The 22008-nt window shown below is 41.8% G+C and carries 18 protein-coding genes and 1 pseudogene; 7 read left to right on the top strand and 12 right to left on the bottom strand.

All coding sequences use genetic code 11. The features are described 5' to 3' along the window. The first annotated feature begins 42 nt into the window (after nt 1-42). The 7 genes and pseudogenes from rpsO (at nt 43) to BDI_RS13875 (ending at nt 7345) form a co-directional block, all read left to right on the top strand. Nucleotides 43-312: a 30S ribosomal protein S15 gene (gene rpsO, locus BDI_RS13845; RefSeq protein ID WP_005860800.1), complete on the top strand. Its 270-nt coding sequence runs from the start codon at nt 43-45 to the stop codon at nt 310-312. A 159-nt stretch (nt 313-471) separates the two neighbouring features. Further along, a complete protein-coding gene (locus BDI_RS13850) occupies nt 472-1053 on the top strand; it encodes a helix-turn-helix domain-containing protein (RefSeq protein WP_005860798.1) in 582 nt (193 codons plus the stop codon). A gap of 12 nt (nt 1054-1065) precedes the next feature. Further along, nucleotides 1066-2715: an AMP-binding protein gene (locus tag BDI_RS13855; RefSeq protein WP_011966977.1), complete on the top strand. Its 1650-nt coding sequence runs from the start codon at nt 1066-1068 to the stop codon at nt 2713-2715. A gap of 86 nt (nt 2716-2801) precedes the next feature. Continuing rightward, nucleotides 2802-3620 (top strand): helix-turn-helix domain-containing protein, encoded by an 819-nt coding sequence (locus BDI_RS13860; protein ID WP_005860794.1) that lies wholly within the window; start codon nt 2802-2804, stop codon nt 3618-3620. Between the two features lie 112 nt (nt 3621-3732). Continuing rightward, nucleotides 3733-4488: pseudogene (locus tag BDI_RS13865) on the top strand (glucose 1-dehydrogenase). Nucleotides 4489-4696: 208 nt separating this feature from the next. Next, nucleotides 4697-6115, top strand: a complete 1419-nt coding sequence (gene ahcY, locus BDI_RS13870) for an adenosylhomocysteinase (protein WP_011966979.1) — start codon at nt 4697-4699, stop codon at nt 6113-6115. Nucleotides 6116-6217: 102 nt separating this feature from the next. Continuing rightward, the gene (locus BDI_RS13875) at nt 6218-7345 is read left to right on the top strand and encodes a glycosyltransferase (protein ID WP_005864127.1); all 1128 of its coding nucleotides are present in this window, start codon (nt 6218-6220) and stop codon (nt 7343-7345) included. 43 nt (nt 7346-7388) lie between these two features. Here BDI_RS13875 and BDI_RS13880 read toward each other — a convergent pair whose 3' ends face one another. The 12 genes from BDI_RS13880 to BDI_RS13935 all read right to left on the bottom strand — a co-directional run bounded on the left by BDI_RS13880 (nt 7389) and on the right by BDI_RS13935 (nt 21705). Further along, nucleotides 7389-9893 carry a YfhO family protein gene (locus BDI_RS13880; RefSeq protein ID WP_011966980.1) on the bottom strand — a complete coding sequence of 835 codons (2505 nt, stop codon included), beginning with the start codon at nt 9891-9893 and terminating at the stop codon, nt 7389-7391. Nucleotides 9894-9916: 23 nt separating this feature from the next. Then, complete coding sequence (locus BDI_RS13885) at nt 9917-10678, bottom strand: glycosyltransferase family 2 protein (RefSeq protein ID WP_011966981.1); 762 nt, start codon at nt 10676-10678, stop codon at nt 9917-9919. After that, the gene (locus BDI_RS13890) at nt 10675-12135 is read right to left on the bottom strand and encodes an ATP-binding protein (RefSeq protein WP_011966982.1); all 1461 of its coding nucleotides are present in this window, start codon (nt 12133-12135) and stop codon (nt 10675-10677) included. The genes BDI_RS13885 and BDI_RS13890 overlap by 4 nt, the downstream gene beginning before the upstream one ends. Before the next feature lies 1 nt (nt 12136). Continuing rightward, the gene (locus BDI_RS13895) at nt 12137-13408 is read right to left on the bottom strand and encodes a glycosyltransferase family 4 protein (RefSeq protein ID WP_011966983.1); all 1272 of its coding nucleotides are present in this window, start codon (nt 13406-13408) and stop codon (nt 12137-12139) included. Nucleotides 13409-13483: 75 nt separating this feature from the next. After that, a complete protein-coding gene (locus tag BDI_RS13900) occupies nt 13484-14554 on the bottom strand; it encodes a glycosyltransferase family 4 protein (protein WP_011966984.1) in 1071 nt (356 codons plus the stop codon). A 52-nt stretch (nt 14555-14606) separates the two neighbouring features. Beyond that, a complete protein-coding gene (locus tag BDI_RS13905) occupies nt 14607-15566 on the bottom strand; it encodes a glycosyltransferase family 2 protein (protein ID WP_011966985.1) in 960 nt (319 codons plus the stop codon). Between the two features lie 5 nt (nt 15567-15571). Next, entirely contained in the window at nt 15572-16111 is a 540-nt protein-coding gene (locus BDI_RS13910) for an acyltransferase (protein WP_041525681.1), read from the bottom strand. A gap of 7 nt (nt 16112-16118) precedes the next feature. After that, on the bottom strand, nt 16119-17225 hold the full coding sequence (locus BDI_RS13915) for a DegT/DnrJ/EryC1/StrS family aminotransferase (protein ID WP_011966987.1): 1107 nt from the start codon (nt 17223-17225) through the stop codon (nt 16119-16121). A gap of 2 nt (nt 17226-17227) precedes the next feature. Continuing rightward, entirely contained in the window at nt 17228-18223 is a 996-nt protein-coding gene (locus BDI_RS13920; protein ID WP_011966988.1) for a glycosyltransferase family 10 domain-containing protein, read from the bottom strand. A gap of 67 nt (nt 18224-18290) precedes the next feature. Beyond that, entirely contained in the window at nt 18291-19352 is a 1062-nt protein-coding gene (locus tag BDI_RS13925; protein ID WP_011966989.1) for a hypothetical protein, read from the bottom strand. 62 nt (nt 19353-19414) lie between these two features. Next, nucleotides 19415-20263 carry a glycosyltransferase family 2 protein gene (locus tag BDI_RS13930; protein ID WP_011966990.1) on the bottom strand — a complete coding sequence of 283 codons (849 nt, stop codon included), beginning with the start codon at nt 20261-20263 and terminating at the stop codon, nt 19415-19417. Next, nucleotides 20260-21705 (bottom strand): lipopolysaccharide biosynthesis protein, encoded by a 1446-nt coding sequence (locus BDI_RS13935; RefSeq protein WP_011966991.1) that lies wholly within the window; start codon nt 21703-21705, stop codon nt 20260-20262. The genes BDI_RS13930 and BDI_RS13935 overlap by 4 nt, the downstream gene beginning before the upstream one ends. Between the last annotated feature and the right edge of the window lie 303 nt (nt 21706-22008).

Below are 22008 nucleotides of genomic sequence, written 5' to 3' on the forward strand. Positions count from 1 at the left end.
GCTTAGATAACATAGTATTAATTTATTAAAGTAAAAAGAATCATGTATTTAGATTCAGCAAAGAAACAAGAATTATTTGAAAAGTATGGCAAATCAGCTACTAACACAGGTTCTGCTGAGAGCCAAATCGCATTGTTCACATTCCGTATCTCTCACTTGACAGAGCACTTGAAAGTGAATCACAAAGATTACGCTACGGAAAGATCATTGAAGATGTTGGTAGGTAAACGTCGTCGTTTATTGGACTATCTGATCAAGACTGACATCGAGAGATACCGCGCTATCATCAAAGAACTTGGTATCAGAAAGTAAGAAAAAGCTTACTCGAAAATATTAAAAAGGGCAATCCCAAATGGGTATTGCCCTTTTTATTTGTCTTAATCCTAGATATAATAAAATATTAATGTAAATTTGCGCCGTTTAGTATCAAATTATCAAACATTACAGGACTATAAATAACAAATCATACACATGGGAAACAACAAAATTATAGGCGCGAAAATTAAAAATATCCGGGAATCGAAACAACTCTCTATCGAGGAGGTAGCCGAACGCTCCGGGTTAGGTATCGAACAGATCGAACGTATCGAGGGTAACTTGGATTTTCCATCTTTGGCCCCTCTTATCAAAATAGCACGGGTATTAGGGGTACGTTTGGGTACATTCTTGGATGACCAAGCGGAGCTAGGCCCGGTCGTATGCCGCAAAAAGGACAGCGAGGCCGATGGTATCGGGTTCACGAACAACGCGACACAAGGGCACAAGCATATGGATTACCACTCGCTCTCGCAAGATAAGTCCGGCCGCCATATGGAACCCTTCTTGATCGAGATCGCTCCCTCCGAGGAAGGCGAGGATTTCATCCTGTCCACGCATGAGGGAGAGGAGTTTATCTACGTATTGAATGGCGTCGTAGAGATCAATTACGGAAAGAACACCTATATCCTAGAGGAAGGCGATAGCATCTATTATGATTCCATCGTGGCGCATCATGTACATGCGGCAGCCGACAACAAGGCCCGAATCCTAGGAGTTGTCTATACACCTTATTAAATCCAGCGTTTTATGGAATTACATAACAGAACCCTTGGCCAATGGCTGGAACATTGGGCCGAGACTACACCGGACAAGGAATATATCGTTTATTCGGACCGTGACTTACGTTTCACTTGGAGCGAATTCAACAAGCGTGTGGACGACATGGCGAAAGGCATGCTGGCGATCGGTATCACTCATGGCACACATGTCGGCGTATGGGCGACAAACGTACCGGATTGGCTGACTTTCTTATATGCCGGAGCCAAGATCGGTGCCGTACTAGTCACGATCAACACCAACTATAAACAAAGCGAACTGGAATATCTGGTTGAGAACGCCGATATCCATACGATGTGTATCACGGACGGCGTGTTTGATGGAAGTTACGTGGACATGGTCTATACCATGTTGCCGGAATTGAAGACCTCTCAACGGGGGTATTTGAAAAGCAAGCGTTTCCCACGCTTGAGAAATGTAGTATATATCGGACAGGAGAAATACAGGGGTATGTACAATACGCCCGAGATGTTGCTCCTCGGACAAAATATCAAGGATGAGACCTTAGAGGCTGCCAAAGCGAGAGTAAATTGCCACGACGTTGTCAATATGCAATATACTTCCGGTACGACCGGCTTCCCGAAAGGGGTCATGTTGACTCACTACAACATCGCCAACAACGGTTTCTTGACGGGTGAGCATATGAAATTCACCGCCGACGATAAGCTTTGTTGCTGCGTACCTCTCTTTCATTGCTTTGGTGTGGTATTAGCTTCCATGAACGTATTGACGCATGGATGTACGCAAGTGATGGTCGAGAAATTCGATCCGCTATTGGTATTAGCTTCTATACATAAAGAGCGTTGCACGGCCGTGTACGGCGTGCCTACCATGTTCATTGCCGAGCTGAACCACCCGATGTTCGAGATGTTCGACCTCACGTCGTTACGTACCGGTATTATGGCAGGTTCGCTTTGCCCGGTTGAACTCATGAAAACCGTGGACGAGAAGATGCATATGCGTGTAACCAGCGTGTATGGATTGACAGAGACCTCACCGGGTATGACCCACTCCCGTATCGAAGATCCGGCCGAGGTGCGTTATAATACTGTAGGCCATGAGTTCGAATTTACCGAGGTACGGGTTATCGATCCGGAGACCGGCGAAGAATGCCCCGTCGGCGTACAGGGCGAGATGTGTAACCGCGGTTATAATAACATGAAAGGTTACTATAAAAACGAAGCCGCCACCAATGAGGCGATCGACAAGGATGGCTTCCTGCATTCCGGCGACTTGGGCGTTCGTGATGAGAATGGAAACTTCCGTATCACCGGCCGTATCAAGGACATGATTATCCGCGGGGGCGAGAATATCTATCCCCGTGAGCTGGAGGAGTTCCTCTATCATTTCCCCGGCGTGAAAGACGTGCAAGTAGCTGCTGTTCCTTCCAAGAAATATGGAGAGGAAGTGGGTGCCTTTATCATCCTTCACGATGGTGTGACGGCTACGGAGGAAGAGGTGAAAGACTTCTGCCGCGGAAAGATCGCCCGGCATAAGATCCCGAAATACATCTTCTTCGTCGATACCTTCCCGATGACCGGAAGCGGAAAGATACAGAAGTTCAAGTTGAAAGACCTCGGGCTGAAACTATTGCAAGAGCAAGGTATCACGCCGGCCTAACGATTTAGTGGACAGTTAACAGTTACTTTAAAATCCTCATAATGGGCGGCACGATCTTCCCGTGTCGCCCATTTTCCTAAAGAACGATGGACGGGATCAACACACTGCGTTACTCGGATTTATTTTTAGCGATGTATTTCGATGGCGGAAAGAGCTGCCTGCACCGGAATCATTCGCATGTGTTGGTGTATGTATACTCCGGAGAGATGGTAATCGACGAGAAAGGCCAAATCACCCGGTTACATAAAGGAGAATGCGCTTTCATCCGCAAGGACTTCAGCGTACAGATGACGAAACAAGCATGGAATGGCGAGCAGTTCAAGGCGATCTTCTTGATGTTCACCATGAAGTTCCTACGCGACTTTTACAGCAAATTAGATCGAAATACTCTCCCTAAAGACGCCAAGCGAGATCAGGTAAGCCTTTACAAGCTACCGTCCAACCGTCCCGATATCGTAAGCTTGTTTGAGTCGATGACCCCTTATTTCAATTCCAAGATCCAACCGACAGACGAATTGCTTCAACTAAAAATGGTCGAGGGCGTCTATGTGTTGCTCAATACCGACAAGAATCTATATGCCTCTATCTTCGATTTTACCGATCCATGGAAGATAGACATACTGGAATTTATGGAGCGGAATTATATGAACGATATTTCCATGGAAGAAATCGCCAACTATACGGGACGCAGTCTCTCCACATTTAAACGTGATTTCAAGAAATGTAGCGCTCTCTCGCCCCGGGAATGGCTCATCCGACGCCGCCTTGAAGCCGCACATGGGCTGATACGTAAGGGGGGGCGTAAGGTCTCGGAGATTTGTTTCGAGGTAGGCTTCAAGAACCTTTCCCATTTCTCGAAAATCTATAAGATAGCGTATGGCGTACCGCCAACCGAGGATATATAATATTTATAATGGCCCACACAACAAAGCTATTTGAACCACATAACAAAGCCTCTATACCACTCCCTCCTTATCTTCGCGACATAAATAATAACAAAATGTAAATCAAATGATCATGACAAAGACAATGGAAGAGAAAGTAGCTTTAGTAACCGGTTCAGCGATGGGTATCGGACTCGCTTGCGCTGAAGCCTTCGCCAAGGCTGGATACATAACCGTATTGGCAGACATCCGTGAGCCGGGAGAACAAGTAGAGAAATTAGTAGCCGAGGGACAGAAGGCCGTAGCATATCGGTGCGACGTATCAAACACGCAAGCCGTAAAAGAGATGATCGACTGGACCGTAGCTACCTACGGAAGACTGGATGCGGCTCTTAACAACGCAGGCATACAAACACCGCAACGCCCAATGGCGGAAATCACCGACGATGAATTCGACCGTACCGTGGCTGTGGATTTGAAAGGTGTCTGGAACTGCATGCGTTATGAGATCCTGCAAATGCTGAAACAAGGCGGCGGCGCCATCGTCAACACCTCATCGCAAGGTGGAGTCACGGGATTTCCGGGGCAAGCGGCCTACATAGCCTGTAAGCATGCCGTTATCGGACTGACACGTACCGCCGCTATCGACTATGCGGCAAAGAATATCCGCATCAATGCCGTATGTCCGGGCGTTATCCGTACGCCGATGGCGGAAGACTTAATGCGGCGTGACCCTTCCTTGGAGAAGGAGCTGGTGCGCGACATTCCCGCAGGGCGGCTCGGCAAACCGGAAGAGATCGCCAACGCCGTACTTTAGCTATGCAGCCCGCAAGCGAGCTTCGTAGATGGCCACGCGCTATTGGTAGATGGAGCCTTCAGTATTCATTAAATCGCAAAACTACAGAGAGTCCAATACTGCAATGCAGGTTGCAGTAATGCTGCATGGCTGTTGCAGAACTACTGCAAGGCAGGTTGCAGTAACAAACCCACCTACCCCTCGGCAAGCCTCTGCCCTAGATGGAAATTCATAGATAAAGAACACCTACTATCAACGCTTTTTCGTACCTTTGCGTCTCAACCATTTATAGTATTAATTTATGTCACAATTATTTCCAACTAATCTGCCTTATAAAGTGGCAGATATGAGTTTGGCTGAATTCGGTCGCAAAGAGATCGAGATCGCCGAACACGAAATGCCGGGATTAATGGCGCTACGCCAGAAATACGCCGATCAGAAACCCTTGAAAGGCGCACGTATCACCGGCTCACTGCATATGACTATTCAGACGGCGGTGTTAATCGAAACATTAGTTGCGTTGGGAGCGGACGTTCGCTGGGCTAGCTGTAACATCTTCTCCACACAAGATCATGCCGCTGCCGCTATCGCAGCGGACGGCGTACCGGTATTCGCTTGGAAAGGCGAGACGCTGGAGGAGTATTGGTGGTGTACGGACATGGCGCTTCGTTTCCCGGAAGGTAAAGGCCCTCACATGATTGTTGACGATGGCGGCGACGCTTCCTTGCTGATTCACATGGGCTATCGTGCGGAGAACGATGCGGAGACTATCAACCGCAAAGGCGGAAATCATGAGGAACAGGTAATCCTGGATACATTAAATCGTATCCTTCAAGAAGATAACAGCCGTTGGCACCGTACGGTAGCCGAGATGAAAGGGGTATCGGAAGAGACGACCACCGGCGTTCACCGTCTGTATCAGATGATGGAGAAAGGTGAGTTGCTGGTTCCGGCTATCAATGTTAATGACTCCGTGACGAAATCCAAGTTCGATAACCTATACGGTTGCCGTGAGTCTTTGGCGGACGGCATCAAGCGGGCTACGGACGTAATGATCGCCGGCAAGGTGGTAGTCGTTGCCGGATATGGTGACGTAGGTAAAGGCTGCTCTCACTCCATGCGCTCTTACGGGGCCCGTGTACTCGTGACCGAGATCGATCCGATCTGCGCCCTGCAAGCCGCTATGGAAGGTTTCGAGGTTACGACCATGGAAGAGGCCGTGAAAGAGGGTAACATCTTCGTTACGACCACCGGAAACTGCGATATCATCACGATCGAGCATATGACACAGATGAAAGACCAATCGATCGTATGTAACATCGGTCACTTCGACAACGAGATACAGGTGGATAAGCTTGTCAACTATCCGAATATCAAGCACACGAATATCAAGCCTCAAGTGGACAAATATACGTTCCCGAACGGAAACTCCATCTTCTTATTGGCAGAGGGACGCTTGGTAAACTTAGGTTGCGCTACGGGACACCCATCATTCGTAATGAGCAACTCATTTACGAACCAAGTTCTTGCCCAGATGGATTTATGGCAAATGGCCTATGAGGTAGGCGTATATCGTTTGCCGAAACGTTTGGATGAGGAAGTTGCCCGCCTACACTTGGAACGTATCGGCGTGAAATTATCTACATTATCACAAAAGCAAGCTGATTATATCGGCGTACCGGTAGAAGGACCGTACAAGGCTGATCATTACAGATACTAATTAATTGAAGATTGAAAGTTGAGAATTGATAATGAAGGGAGGGCAGCTCCTGTAGTTCTCGATTCTTAATTTTCAATTTTCAATTCTTAATTTTCAATTACCATGCGTTTCGCTATTCTCTCCCCCATTTATCCCTATCGTGGCGGTATCGCCCAATTCAGCGGGATGCTCTATACGGAATTAGTAAAAGAAGGTCATGAAGTAAAGGCTTTCAACTTCAAACGTCTTTATCCGGATATCTTATTTCCCGGCAAGACTCAATACGTAGAAGCGGGAGACCGTGCGATCGAAATCGAGAGCGTGCGAGTATTAGATAGCGTCAACCCGGTTAGTTATTTCAGTACCGTAAACGCCATTCGTTCCTATGCGCCGGACGTACTGATTATCTCTTACTGGATGTCCTTTTTCGTTCCCGGATACGCCCACGTAGCAAATCGGATGAAAAAGCATTGTAAGGTAATCACCCTTATCCACAACGCGATTCCCCATGAGCCGCGTTTCTTCGACAAGCCTTTAGCTTCGTTACTTTTCAAGCAATGCCATGGCTTTATCGTGATGAGCGATAACGTGCGGTATGATTTGCGGAAACTTTACCCGGGCGCTAAATATATCCAGAACCCACACCCGCTTTATAATCATTTCGGGAGTAAGATCAACAAGAACGAGGCATGCCGGAAATTAGGAATCCATCCGTCCAAAAAGAATCTTCTATTCTTTGGACTGATACGGGATTATAAAGGATTAGACCTGCTGATAGAAGCGATGGGACAGCTTAACGAGGATTACCATCTCATTATAGCCGGCGAATGTTACGGTAGTTTCGAGAAGTATCAGGCTCTGATCGATGCATCTCCGGCAAAAGAACGTATATTCGTCCACTGTGAATATATCAGCGACGAGGAAATCCCCATTTATTTCTCAGCGGCGGATGCCTTAGTACTCCCCTATCGCTCCGCCACTCAAAGTGGTGTCGTATCCGTAGCCTACAATTACGATTTACCTATGTTAAGTACTCCCGTAGGCGATTTCAAGAACAGCATCGAAAAGCCGGGTACAGGCATCGTAGTGCCTGAGATATCCGCAACGGCCCTCGCCCAAGGTATCGAGGAACTTTTCACCCCCTCACAGCAAGCCACCATCCCTGCGAACATATCCAAAGAAAAAGCAGCTCTCTCGTGGGAAACCCTAACGAGAAAACTGCTCGATTTTATCAATAGCGGTTTCATCTAGTTGTAGAGACGGGGTGTGCCCCGTCTCTACAACCAACCGGAATTTATATCTCTTTTTGCTTTCTAGCTTTCCAAACCGAATATCCTACCGCACCAATCAATAACAACAAGATAATCAACGAACTGAAAGAGGTAATATAAGCCGCCGTAATATAACCTTGCGGTCTAAACTCAAATACGATCTGATGCTCTCCCGCAGGAACTAACATAGCTCGTAATATCCAATCCGCCCGGAAATGCGAAGCGGGCTTACCATCAATAGTTACCTCCCATCCCGGTTGATAATAGATCTCTGAGAATACCGCTAATTGCTCAGAATTCGTCTTCGTCGTATAAACTAATTTATTAGGGCGATAACTATCCAATGTTATCGTAGCAGTAGAGTCCAATTGAGGCGTGAAACCTTTCACCTCATCAGCGAAACGTTTATCGACAACCGCCGTCGTTAACGGATTGATCGTATTCAACGCCGCTATTTCCGCATCCGCATTCTCCACGACCTCCACTTTATCCACAAACCAAGCGTTGCCGAAAGCAAACGGATTCCTCAAAGGCGGTTGCTCCGGATTATAGATAATATAACGTGTATTGAGCATATTCAAGGACGGGCAAGCAGCGAACGCCCCCATCAAATCCTCTGCGGTCTGCGCTTTCTGGAAAGCCCCGATAACCGAGTTAAGCTCTCCTTGCAGACGGTGGTCGATCAATTCTTGGTACCGTCTCAATTTAGCGGCATAGTAACCGCCGATGGAGTGGTGATAATAAGATACACTAGTCTCTTGAAATGGATTATTTAACGTCACTACACGATAAGAAGGATCTTTATCCTTAAAGATCTCTTGGTCCGCAACAGTCTCCTTATACACGTCCACAGCTTTCTGACGAACAAAATCACCATCATTCAAATAACGTTTATCGACAGTCCACAAATCAGCCAACATCAAAACTGCCACACCTATTCCCACAATCGTACCAGCCTTCTTTCGATCTTTTACCGTATAATACCAGAATAATAAAGCGGCACCCAGCAATATAAAAATCAGAGAGCGCATAGCATCCGCGGAAGCCAAAGAAGCCCGATCCATCAATAAGGCATTATAGTACCAATCCGGTAATTGGTATTGAGCATCAAAAGAGGAACGGAAATCAAGTAACATGCTTGGCATCACCCAAAGGATCAAGCACAATCCACCCGTAATCGCTAAAGAAACGATTAACCCCCTTTTAAATAAAGCATCATCCACTTTTCCCGACACGATCTCTTTCAGCCCCCATATCGCTATGATGGGAAATACCATACCCGGAATAACCAAAGCCATCTCCACCGTACGGAATTTATTATACATCGGTAAATAATGGAACATAAAATCATTAAAACCATCAAAATTACGTCCCAAAGCCAAAAAAATCAAGAACACCGAACCAGCGAACAGCCACCACTTTATCGGGTTCCGGATCACGAACATTCCTATGATAAACAAGAAACAAACCAACGCTCCAAAATACACCGGTCCCGAAGTAAACGTCTTCTCCCCCCAATAGGTAGGAGCTTGTACTTCTTTTCCTACTTGAGCCCCCTTTGCCCTTAATTCCTTATACAATTCAGAGTCCGGTCCTAACATACCTCCGGATCCCCCTCCATAAGCATTAGGAACCAGCAATGTCAATAGCTCACCTTTACCATAGCTCCAGGCAAAAGCATAATCCTTATCCAGGCCCGAAGAGATTTTCTCTCCGGAAGCCGTAGTAGTAGTCAATTCCGTAGCACCACGGATAGAGTTCTTGCCAAGATCCCAATGAGCATACATATTTTGAGCGTTGGGAAGAATCGCTAATATAACGCAACCAACCATAATCACGGTCACTTTGCCTAACTCTTTGTATGTTTTCTCTCGTAGTTTAGCGAACACGTACCCCAGATAAACAAACAAACAAAGCAGCAATAAATAATAAGTGATCTGGATATGTCCATTCGATATGGATAAGGCAACTCCCAACAAGAATACGATTCCTCCCCACAAATACTTACGTTTGAACAGGAGCGCCATACCCGCAAGGGTTAGCGGCATATAGGCAATGACATATGCTTTCGTTATATGCCCGGCTTCTATAATGATTATATTATAAGAAGCTAACGCAAAAGCGATCGAGCCCGCAAGGGCCAGCCACCAATTCACCCCCATTACACACATCAATATATAAAAACATACCAAACCGGTAAATACCATGCCCGCATTCAAATAACCGATATCTTTTAATGGTGCCTCTAATAAAGTATACCCAGGCAACTTAGGGGCAGGATTCCCATATCCTCCCGCATAGGGCATTCCTCCAAACATGGCATCAGACCAAACGCTAAATTCACCGGGCTGGGCGGATTTCTCATATTTCTCCATCTGGCTACCTCCCATGCCAACAGCTTTCTCCATGTCTCCCTGACGAATCGATTTACCCTCAAATACGGCCGGGGCAAAATAAACCACTGTCAGCACCAAGAACACGGCTACAGCAGCGATATGCTTCCCCCATTTTTGCATTATACTCCGCATAAAACTTATTTATATTTAATTATTTATACTCTACCTTTAAACCATTTGGCAAAATAGAAACGTACGGCGAACCAACCATGCAATGCGATTGTCGAGACTTTCCCATAATATTTGCACATAATCTCATACCGCTCTTTCAAGGAAGCTTTCCGATTGGCGCTACTTAATCCTTCCTCCAAGAAGTCAGACAAAACCAGATGCGTATTATGCACTCTTTTCGCACGCTTCAGACATTGGATGCACCAATCATAATCGGCCGTCAAACGATAATCCGTATTATATAACGGAGCTATCTCCCGTTTTGATATAAACGACTGGTGACAAACCAACATTCCCATTCGAAAACCCTTCCAACTGAGTCTCTCCGGAGCCTTCAACCTGCGCATCCCCAACGATTTGCCCGCCGCGTCAACGATCCGGGTCTCTCCGTAAATCACGTCTGGCAAAGATACTTTCTTTTTCAAAGACGCCACAATTCTTTGCACGGTATCTGCGGTATAAAGTGTATCGCCCGCATTCAAGAACCACACATAGTCCCCCGTGGCTCGCCTTAAACCTTTATTCATGGCATCGTACAAGCCTTTATCAGGCTCGCTTATCCAAGAAGCGATACCGGACTCATATTGCTTGATGATCTCTACGGTCTTATCCTTCGACGCTCCGTCAATCAATATATACTCGATATTCGGATACGACTGGCTAAGTACGCTCAATATCGTACGCTCCAACCATCGCTCCGCATTATAGGTGATCGTTATGATCGAAAATGTAGGTTGCTGATTCATTTTTCCTTCTTTGTTTTATAAGCCTGTTTCGGATGATTTGGGGTATTGGGATATAAGCGCGTCAAACGCCCCGTTGACAGAAGCAAAGGTATAAACTCATTTTTTATATAAGCAGGATTTCTATTCACGAAAGACGCTATTTCTTCTATCGTTAAATAGGCATTCAAACAACAAGCTACTATAGAATCCATCATCTCTGCTTTACTCATTCTTCGGACTCTCTTTGAGGCCATATCCGAAGGTCGCAAGGTTTCATTCAAAGGTCGCAAGGTTTCACCTAAAGGTCGCAAGGTTTCACCTAAAGGTCGCAAGGTTTCACCTAAAGGTCGCAAGGTTTCATCCGCAACATAAGGCGATTCAACAATCTGTTTAGACATAAAAGTCAAATACAAGAATCCCATCTTATACTCATACACAGGAGCAGATAATCCCTCAGCTACACAGTTATCAATAATACGCTGTGTCCCTCTTCCCCAGCTTTCAATAAAACCAGCCTTGTAAAAGACATCCGCAATCAATTTATTATGAGGTCTGGAAGGGTGAGGCCTAGATAAGTCCTCTACCGTAATATCCTGCAAACGAGCCTCATTCCCCATTACTAACTTATCGTCATAAATACGGATTTGTATTTCGGAAGAGACAAAATATTCGCGATGAATAATCGAGTTCAATAGGGCTTCCCGCAAGGCCTCATAGGGATAAACTAATTTCTCGCGCCGATGAATCCCTTCATAAGATATATAACTTAACAAGTATTTTGTTCGCAAGATATCCAACGCCCGATCAACCTGCTGAATCAAATTGCCCTCAATGATATCAGTCGTCAGTACTTCAGTCTCCGAAAGGAACTTACCGATCTTTATCCGAGCCTGTAGCACATATTTTTGTACATTCTTTCCAAACAAGACCACAGCGGCTCTTTTGAATCTACCTCCGACTACTAAATTCAATCGTTTCATTAAAGCCAATATATCTGTTTCCTGCTCAATGGAAGGAACCCTATCCTTAGCTAATAACTTAAAACGTTCTACAGTTTCTATATCTATATCATCCAAAGAGAAATCTTCCTCAACCACACTCTCCCACGTCAGCCCCATTTTCGCAGCAAGAAACATATTCAACTGATTCCCCTGCAATTCAGAAGTAACACTTCCACTCCGAGTATAATATCGCCCGTGTACAGAAATCGGCATAGCAGAAGGCTGAACTTCTATCTCTAAATACTCTTTACCATTACTCTCTTTTAAATGGACAAGAGGCATAATTCCGGTTTTCTGGGCAATAAAATTAGGAAGTCTCTCTATTAGTTTCTCTGGATGCTCTATGCCAACAACCGTCCCATTATCATTTAAACCAATATACAACACGCCTCCCTGCGTATTACAAAAAGCAGAGACATAACGAGTATATTCGTCATGCCATGATTCCTTAAATTCGATATGCTGGTCTTCTTTCATTCTATTCACGCTTATTACACAGACTCTGATACAAAGCTATATATTTTTTGGCAATAATCGATTCCTTATAACAATCATGTACCTTGCGGATACAAGCCTCATCTAATCGCAAAGACTCTCGATTATCGATTACCCACTTGATACCCGTAGCCAAGTCATCCGTATCCTTATATTTCGCCAGGTATCCATTTTCCAAGTGGTTTATAATATCAGTCTGTCCGCTATTATCAAAACTCACCGCCGGACAACCACAAGCCATCCCTTCTATAATAGTCTGGCCAAAAGTCTCATACAAAGAAGCTACCACCGTTACGTCAGCTGCGGCATATAATTTCGCGATCATAGAAGGATCACTCAAAGATCCCATCCATACATAAGAAATCGGAATTTCCGACAAAAAAGAATCATCCCCTTTGATACCTCCAAACAAAACCAAGAAATAATCTTCCTCTCCTTTCCTCTCTTTCAATATAGATAAAGCCTTGACAAGATATTCAAAACCTTTAATCGGATCATTGATACGTGCGGCTCCCATCAAGATGATTTTCTTATCCAAAGGTAAAGATAAGCTCTTCCTAGCCTCCGCCTTATCAGAAAGTACAAACAGACTCGTGTCAATCACATTCGGAATCACCTCTACAGGCAACCTATTGGTCAACGCACTATCTTGAGCTTGTTGTCTTAACCAAGTACTTACCGCCACCAGTTGTATCTTAGAATCCGCTAAGAAACGTTTCTTATTAAAAACATGATACGACAAATCCTTTTTATCGCTCGAACTTAGGAAAGGACATTTTCCACATTCTTTCTTGAACCTCTCGCAACCGAACGAATAATGGCAAATCGCCGTACATGGCCACATATCGTGCATAGTCCAGACTACAGGCTTACCAATCCGTATCAACTTTTTTATATCATCTAAAGATAGAAATCCTTGATTAATCCAATGCAAATGAATAACATCCGCATTTTGGACTAATGGATGGGAGCTGAGATCTGTTCCCGTATTCGCAATAGAAACCTGGAACAAAGGTTTCCGCCGTAAATGATTAGAGAGAAAAATCACTAAACGTTCCCATACAAAACGCATAAAGTTAAACTTCTCCCTCAAGTTAGAATTATTGATCGAAACAACTCTTGGATCTCTGCTTTTTTGATCCCGCACAAGCATTGACACATTCGCACCAGACCTATTCAAAGCCTTCATCAAACGATTCGCAGCAACTGCAGCACCGCCTGTTAATTCTGCTGTATTTAATATCACTACATTCATCGCTTATCTATTATTTTCCTGCAACTATTTTTCTTAGTTTCAATCCATTCACTTATCCACCGGTTAATTCGCAAATCAAACGGAATTATCACTGACACTCAATAAGCAAGAAGCCACTTCTGAAGAAAAATGTTCCAAGTTATAAATCCTCTCAGCCAAGTATCTGCCAGCCTCCCCCATAGTTTTAGCTTCTTTAGGGTGGATTGCCACATACTCTATAGCTTTTTTCCAAGAATTAATATCTCCAAAAGGTACCTTCAATCCGATTTTTTCAACCTCCACATCAATCGGATAATTCATATTGTCAGTCGTAATAACAGGTAAACCCAAAGCCATAGCCTCTACCAATGTTGTTAATCCTACCGTATAAGGAAGATCATAAGTACTAATGACTATCGCTTTCGCATCGTTCGTGATAAGCGCAATCTCTTTATACTCCATATCGACGAAATGAATACGCACATTACTTTTGAGTATATCATTTAACTGCATTGTAAAAATAGATTTATAATCAACAGCTCCCACTTTCGCTCCCAAATAAATCTCACACATCTCTTTTGTTTCGGAAAAAGCCTTCACTAAAGTAATAAGATCTCTGTTCTCTCTACCTGTAGATATAAAAAAATCTTTACTTTTTCTTTGTTTCAAAAGGCTGTCATAGAAAGCCAAATCTGGCCCCCAATGCGTCAACACCGCATCTTTTCTTTTTATCTTACCTGTTCGCAAAGACGCATCCAACAGAGGCTGACTAAAGAAAAATAATTTATCTATTCCTCTATAAAAGAATGAGGATATAATATTTCTGATTTTATTGGAGGAATTCGTTACCGCAGTATGATGCCAAATAACTATAGGTTTGCTAAACAACCCTAAAGCTCTTAAGAATATCACCAGTTCCAGTCCTCGATGCGTTGCTCCATAAATCGCATCAAATTGATTAAACATAGACAATATGCTAATTAAATTGTAACACATCAATTTAAGTCGATTCTTATAAGGGTTAAAAGGTATTTCAAAGCTAACTCTTTTGATACCGAATTTTTCAAAATGAGTAAATCCATATAGAAGATGACCAGGATAATCTCCCTTTTTCCATGCTTGAAAATACGTCTCTACTGGAATTGTATGATAAAAAAGAACTCGCATAAAGCAATCTAAAAATTATCGAATCCAAACCTTAATTAAACAAATGTACTCTTCAGATAGAATTTGTGTGTGTTTTTAATCGTTTCCACAAATCATGTATCCATGTATATTTCAGCCACTTTGCAAGGAAGCCGCCATTAATCTTATCTTGAAAAACACGATGATTCTTTAATAACTCTGCATTATAACCATTAAAAGGAATAAATTGAGTTGGTTGATTACGAATATCCAATTCTGGCTTAACCCACCACGTACCATTGTTCTCCCCGCAATGCTCTCCTGTTCCGTCAAAGCCCCAATTTTGAGTTTTGGAAACAGTCGGAAATACAGAGCATAACCCCCATTGAAACATATGGAAATATACACGAAGATCCATCGCTTCTATCACCCTCCGAGAATCTGCCTTCAAAATACCTTTGATAAAAAAACCAATAGATACAAACGCTTTATAACGACAACGGTTTTTCTTCAATTCTGCCTCACGATCAAAATAATCTAAATTCACTTTTTCCCAACGATCCCGCCATGTAGCAAATCCCCAAGGAGAGTTACATGGATAAAAATAAACATCCTGCCTATAATCTTTAGGTAAAGGAAATGGCAAACTAAATCCACAAACAGCAAACACATTATCCATACCTTTATAATAGGCTAGTCCCTCGTTCATATAAGACAGGAAATTTTGTGCCACTATTATGTCATCCTCCAAGAATATAAAAGTATCATAAGTAAGCAATACCTCCTCTATCGCTGATTTAATCGATTCATGTGCTCCTAAGTTTTTCTCTCTAAACAGCAAACGAACCTCTTTAAAACCAGATATCGAAGATGCATATTTACGAACGTCATTTATTCGGGATTGGTGCTCGGACTTATAAGCTGCATCAGATACGATATACAACAGGGATTCAGCCGCTAATCTATTGTTTAACAATGCCTTTATATTCCTTTTCAAATGATCCAAACGATCATATACAGAAACAATGATAGGTGCGTAATTACCTTCTGACATATAAGTTATTTTGTAAATTTTAATAATTTTTTGCTTCGATCTCGCAATCTTCTTACCGGTACTCCAGCATAAATGCCCCATGAAGCCAAGGATTGATTAACAAAACTCATTGCTCCCACGACACTACCCTCCGCAACTGTTAAGCTCGGCATTACTACGCAAGAAGCCCCCACTTGAACATATTTTTGCAAAACAACCGGACCTCCCATCACATGTGTCATTTCTACCGGACACATTGGCCCAATCAGATAATCTCCTCCAAAATCATCAACAGCACTATAAATTGTAGTCCTTGCCGATACACCTGAATAATCTTCAATTGTGATTCCCATACCTCCATATAAAGCCACGTAAGCGGAAATATGAACTTGAGAACCAATTCCAATACAACCGGACAGGATACAAAAGTCATCAATCCTCACATTATCTCCAATCGATATCATAGCGGGAGAATAGATACTAGCCTTACGGCTCAACAGTACATTCTTGCCTATGGTAGCAAAACCTATATGTTCTAATTCAGATCGTGAATAAAAAGAATCCATAAACATCTTACTCTATTATTTGACCTATCACTCGCTCTACATCATCCTCACTCAAAGCATGGTGCATAGGCAAACAAATCACCCGCTCAGCCATCTTATACGCTTCTGGTAAATTATCCTTTCCTGCTGAATCCAATCCCCGATAAGTAGAGAACGTACTGATTAACGGATAAAAATAACGTCTTCCATAAACTCCTGCATTTTTCATCTTCTCATATAATGTATCACGACTCATACCATACATCCTTTCATCTATAAATATAGGAAAATAAGAATAATTAGCCTTAACCCCCTCTTTATCTTCAAAAAGATGAATGCCCGGGACCTCCTTTAGCGCCTCCCTATAACGTCTCGCCACTCGCTTTCGAGATTCTATAGCGACATCTACATGTTTCAGAGCCATCAGCCCATAAGCCGAACGTACCTCATCCATTTTCCCATTGATACCCGGAGCCACTACCGTTGTCTCATTAGCGAAACCAAAGTTCTTAATGTAATCAATGCGCTGTTTTGTCTCCGCATCATGACAAACCAAAGCCCCCCCTTCTATTGTATTATAAACCTTCGTAGCATGAAAGCTCAATGTAGCCATATCGCCAGCTGCAATAACAGACTCTCCATTTTTCTCTACACCAAAGGCATGAGCAGCATCATAAATGATTTTCAAGCCATAAGTGTCTGCTATTTGCTTAATACGATCCACGTCACAAGGCTGCCCATATACATGTACAGGCATTATTGCTGTTGTTTTCGGAGTTATTGCAGCCTCTATCTTTTCAGGATCCATATTTCCTGTCATAGGATCAACATCGACAAACACCGGTTTAATTCCATTCCACCAAAGCGCATGCGTAGTCGCCACGAAACTATAAGGTGTAGTTATAACCTCCCCCGTAATACGCATCGCTTGCAAAGCGCATATCAACGGTAAAGTACCATTCGTGAATAAACTGATATAAGGAATCTTCAAATATTCACAAAGTGCTCTCTCCAATTCTTGATGATAATACCCATTATTTGTCAACCATTTACGTCTCCAAATATCCTCCAAATAAGGGATAAACTCCTCTAAAGGAGGAATCAAAGGAGAAGTAACCGTTATTATATCATTCATATCTAAAATATTTTACAAACAACTCTTTTTGTTTTAAGCAATACATCTTGTATCCAATCCTTTGGATAAGTATCATAAGGTTTAATCAAGACACTTCGATATTCATCACAGTCCAAATCTACATATTTATCTATATATGATTTCACAAAGGGGAACAAATTATATTTAAATAACAAACGATTTCTAGCCTCTTTCAAGAATGGCAGTTTCTCCTGATAAATACGTTTAGAATCATTCAACACATTATTTATAAGCGCAATAGAACCTTGTTCATCATTAATATTCAAAGAAATCATAGCCTCTGAAGGGAAATAAGCATCAATGTTCTTGCAACCACAATAAATAGGTACCGTATATGCCAAAATAGCATCTGCTATTTTTTCTGTCCAATAATCATATTCATACGAGTTTTCAATGCAAATTGAAAACTCGTATGAAGCCAAGGCCTTGGCTTTGTCATCTACGGAACAAATGCCCTTTCCATAGAAATCTATCTCATCTCCATAAAGTTCACGGATCTTTCTCATCCAAGCAAGTCTTCTTGTATGCCCCGGCAAAAATGTACGACTAGAAGTTATAAAAGAAATTTTTCTTTTTTTCTCAGGAACTTCCATTTTCTCTATTTCTTCATAAGCATAAGACGGAGAAGCGGTTTGGAAGTTATAACCAAAATACCAAGGCAAAGCTTGTTGATCCCGATGATTGTTAGGATGCTTTAAGTTATGTGCTGATATCACATGATCGAATAAACTGATAAATGCTTGAGAATATACTTTCACAATAGGAGGTTCACCAGAGATAAAAAACAATCCTCCTTTACGGCATCTCAACGTATAAGGCTCACTTATATTTTCATATACTACAATAGCGTCCCACAACCGTTCCTCTTTGGAATTAAAAAAAAACCGAACTCCCCTAGATTCCCAATCTAAAGACAATTGTTTCTCAAAAAGCTCCGCAATTGGAGATATTATATTAATATTTAATTCTTTAACCATATAAGCTTTCTTTCAAAACTGTATTCTCAAAATATAGCAATCATACCATGAAATCTTTCAACATCATTTATTTCCTCCTCAAAAATTGTTCTGTTAAGGTTTTCTTCTTTGCAATAGAATAATCGATAGACGGAAAGAATTCATTCTTTTCAAAATCCACCCAATGAACATTTCCTAATTTTCTAATGCCTAAAACCAAACAAGGAGTAGAGGTTATCGTACCCAGCATCAACGAGGCCCTTTCCAACAACTCCATTGACGCAAAGAAATGAATCATCCTTTTACGCTTAATCAGTGGATCTGTTTTTGAAAACGCAGAATTATAATAACCTTTCTCATCTGATTGGCAGAATGTGAACCAATTATATTCTGGTGCCATTTTTCTCAAACACTTAATTATTTCATAATCATCAGTCAATACAAACACGTTCTTCAAATCCGTCACTTCCTTTATTTTTCGCAAATATAAGTCAACAGATAACAAATCATACTCTATAAACTTATCACCTCCTCGTATTTGACAACCAACATACTGCTCAGGTAGGGAGAATCCCTCTATCAAACTGCAAATTTCTTCTTTCACGGTTTTCTTGAAACGATATATGATGTTATAAATTACATTATAAGCTTGGATATAGTCTCCATCAATATCCAGTTCTGGTACATAATATCGTTTATTCTTGACACTTATTTTCTCAAACAAATCATGCGTATAATAATCAAAAGATTTTCCTTCTTGGAAAAACCGGATACACTTTGATACACCTATGAGTAAATCTGACTTTAATCGCCATCGCAATAATGAGCAACTCATTTTGTAAGAATCCGCATTTACGATCTTCCTCCATGAAACATAATGAGGGTGCCTGTTATAAATTCTATGAAATCGTTCATGCACTTCTTCACAGAATGGCTCAAAATAATCTTGCCAACCTTTTTCTATTCCAAAATTAGCATCATCAGAGTATAATTTAAATTGAATTTTATGCTCCAAACAATAAAGGATCATAAAAATCAAATCATTAAACTCACTGAAAAAACCAGCATCTATCCCCACATGATATACCAATATCGGTTTATATGACTCATTTAACTCTTTATATTTATTTAACAAATCCACACTATCCATTGTTTATGAAATTTATTATTCAACAATTCTATGTTCAATATATTATCATACTAATTCATAAATTATAACAGCTTGAATTTCAACCACGCTAGCCCTAATCGATTCGAAACATACAACCAAGCTAAACGCCACCAATCTTTCTGAGAATATTTAATCTGCTTACGTCGATGCAGCAAGAGATATATGTCTTCCGCCTTGCCGACAAAATAGCTGAGCCCCAATTCTTCACCCTCTCTTTTGCCCCCTCCACAAATCGCAGATACTACATTATCCGCATGTTGTCTATATCGAACCAGTTTATGATCACAAAGATAGATACCTCCGTTATGATAAGCCATAATCGCCAGCCATTGATCATGGTAATAATAATGAATCGGAAAAGGAAATAATATGTCTTTCAATGACGCACAAAACAAACAAGTACAGCCCATCACATTATTCAAGCCATAAAGATATGTAGCTAACGGAACCGAACAAGGGAAATCCAATCTCTCAGTCATCTCTCGCCCTTTCACATCCACATAACGGATATTTGAATGTACTAACGATACCTTCTTTTCACGCATTATATGCAACAAGATCTCCAATTTATTTCTCTCCCAGATATCATCTTGGTCTGAAGGAGCGATATAGTCACCTTCCGCTAAAGCAATCGCCTTCTCGAAATTACGCCGGACACCCAAACGAACCTCATTCCGTATAATCATCCAACGGATACTTGGATAGTCATCCGCAAACTCTCTTACAATATCCATCGTACGGTCGGTCGATTGGTCATCACACACTACGATCTGCCACGGTAGAATCGTCTGTCCAACGATACTCCGCAACTGCTCACGAATGAATTTCTCTCCATTATAAGTACATAATGCGACACTTATTTTATCCTTTCCTATCTTTACCTCTTTCATTTCCGACATTTATTAAGGAGTAAATTCACGCCTTCCAAGAATACGACAGAACGCAACCGCCATAAAGCGAACGCATAAAAAAGAATTGACAAACTAATTTTCAATAGTAACAATATATATAGATTCTCAATCTTAATCGTTAAGACATATACCACAAAGAAGACGAACAAAGTAACCACCAAATAAGGTAACACATCTTGCGCCAATTGTACCAAACGGACACGAATCAATCGATAAACCAAAAGATGCCACACAAATAACATAAATACATAAGTAAGCACATATGCAACAACCATACAAAGAATACCAAAAGATGCAGTAAGCCATAATATAGCCAATTGTAATATACCATGGAACACATTCGCATATAAAAACATATCCGATTTCCCGTGCGAGACAAGAACTTGGGTATATAGCAATATAATCGGTCCTATCGCCCCTTGAACGCACAATATTTGTAATATAGGTACACTTTCCAACCATTTATTGCCAATCGTGGCACAGATAAACTCCTCAGCTACAAAAGCCAATCCCAGCATAGCTGGAAACGACACGAACGCAGCGAAACGAACCATCTTGCGGAATACATTCCGCTGACGTTCCAAATCATCATTCACTTGCACGAATACAGGTTGCGCCACCGAATTGATCATATTGTTCAACATTGAACCTCCCATAGTCATCCACTTATTTCCTTGCGAATAATAGCCTAACACATTAGCGTTATATAATTTACCTAACAAAACAGAAAACACATTATTATTGACCTGTTGGAAAATATTCGTAAGGAACAACTTTACACTAAACGGGAACATCTCTTTCAGAGGTTCGATCGAAAAATCAAGACTAGGACGCCAAGATACAACCATCCATTTCAACAAAGATGCACTTGCCACATACACCGTACTTTGAATTGCCAATGCCCAATAAGCGAAACCATTGAATGCCAAAAGAACCCCGCACATACCCGACAAGAACAACGCAAAAACATCAATCTTCGCCTGCATCTTGACTTGTAATTGCTTAAATAAGATAACATGAGGAACAATCGCCATTCCAGAAAACAAAAAACTCGCAAATATTACCCGAGATAAATTAACCAGTTCTTGACGATCATAAAATGACGCAATCAGCGGAGCTGAAAAAAAAAGAACAATATACAAACAGATGCTTACAACAAAAGAAAACCAAAACACCGCATTATAATCCTTATGAGTAGCATCCAATTTGTTAGTCAAGGCTACCGAAAATCCGCTATTAATAATCGTACTAGCAATTCCACTAAATATCGCCAACATACCTACCAATCCATAATCCTCGGCATTAAGTGTACGTGCCAGATAAATACCAAACAACATCCCCAACAGCTGTTGCACACCATTACTTACCCCTCCCCAGAAGAGCCCTTTCGCTGTCTTATCTTTTAATGATTGTTCCGCCATTTGACATTTATGGTAAAAGTGCAACAAAGATAAACATTTACCTTTGGCTAACAGTGAAAAATGGGAAGCTTTTCTCTGCTTTATGTATATTTACGATCTTCCGCACATGATGTGGGAACAAAGAGTTATTGTAAAAATTCTTTTTATCCTTCGAACCCTCTTTATCTTCCATAGAAAAACACGTACGTGTTTTCTTAAAAACATGAGCAACTTTTCAAAAAAGACGTACATGTTTTCCGAGAAACATGCACGTCTTTTTGGAGCTCTGATTATCAAATAATTATAGCGACACACAAAATCATC

Origin of the sequence: Parabacteroides distasonis ATCC 8503 (assembly GCF_000012845.1) — a bacterium.
Taxonomy (GTDB): Bacteria; Bacteroidota; Bacteroidia; order Bacteroidales; family Tannerellaceae; genus Parabacteroides; species Parabacteroides distasonis.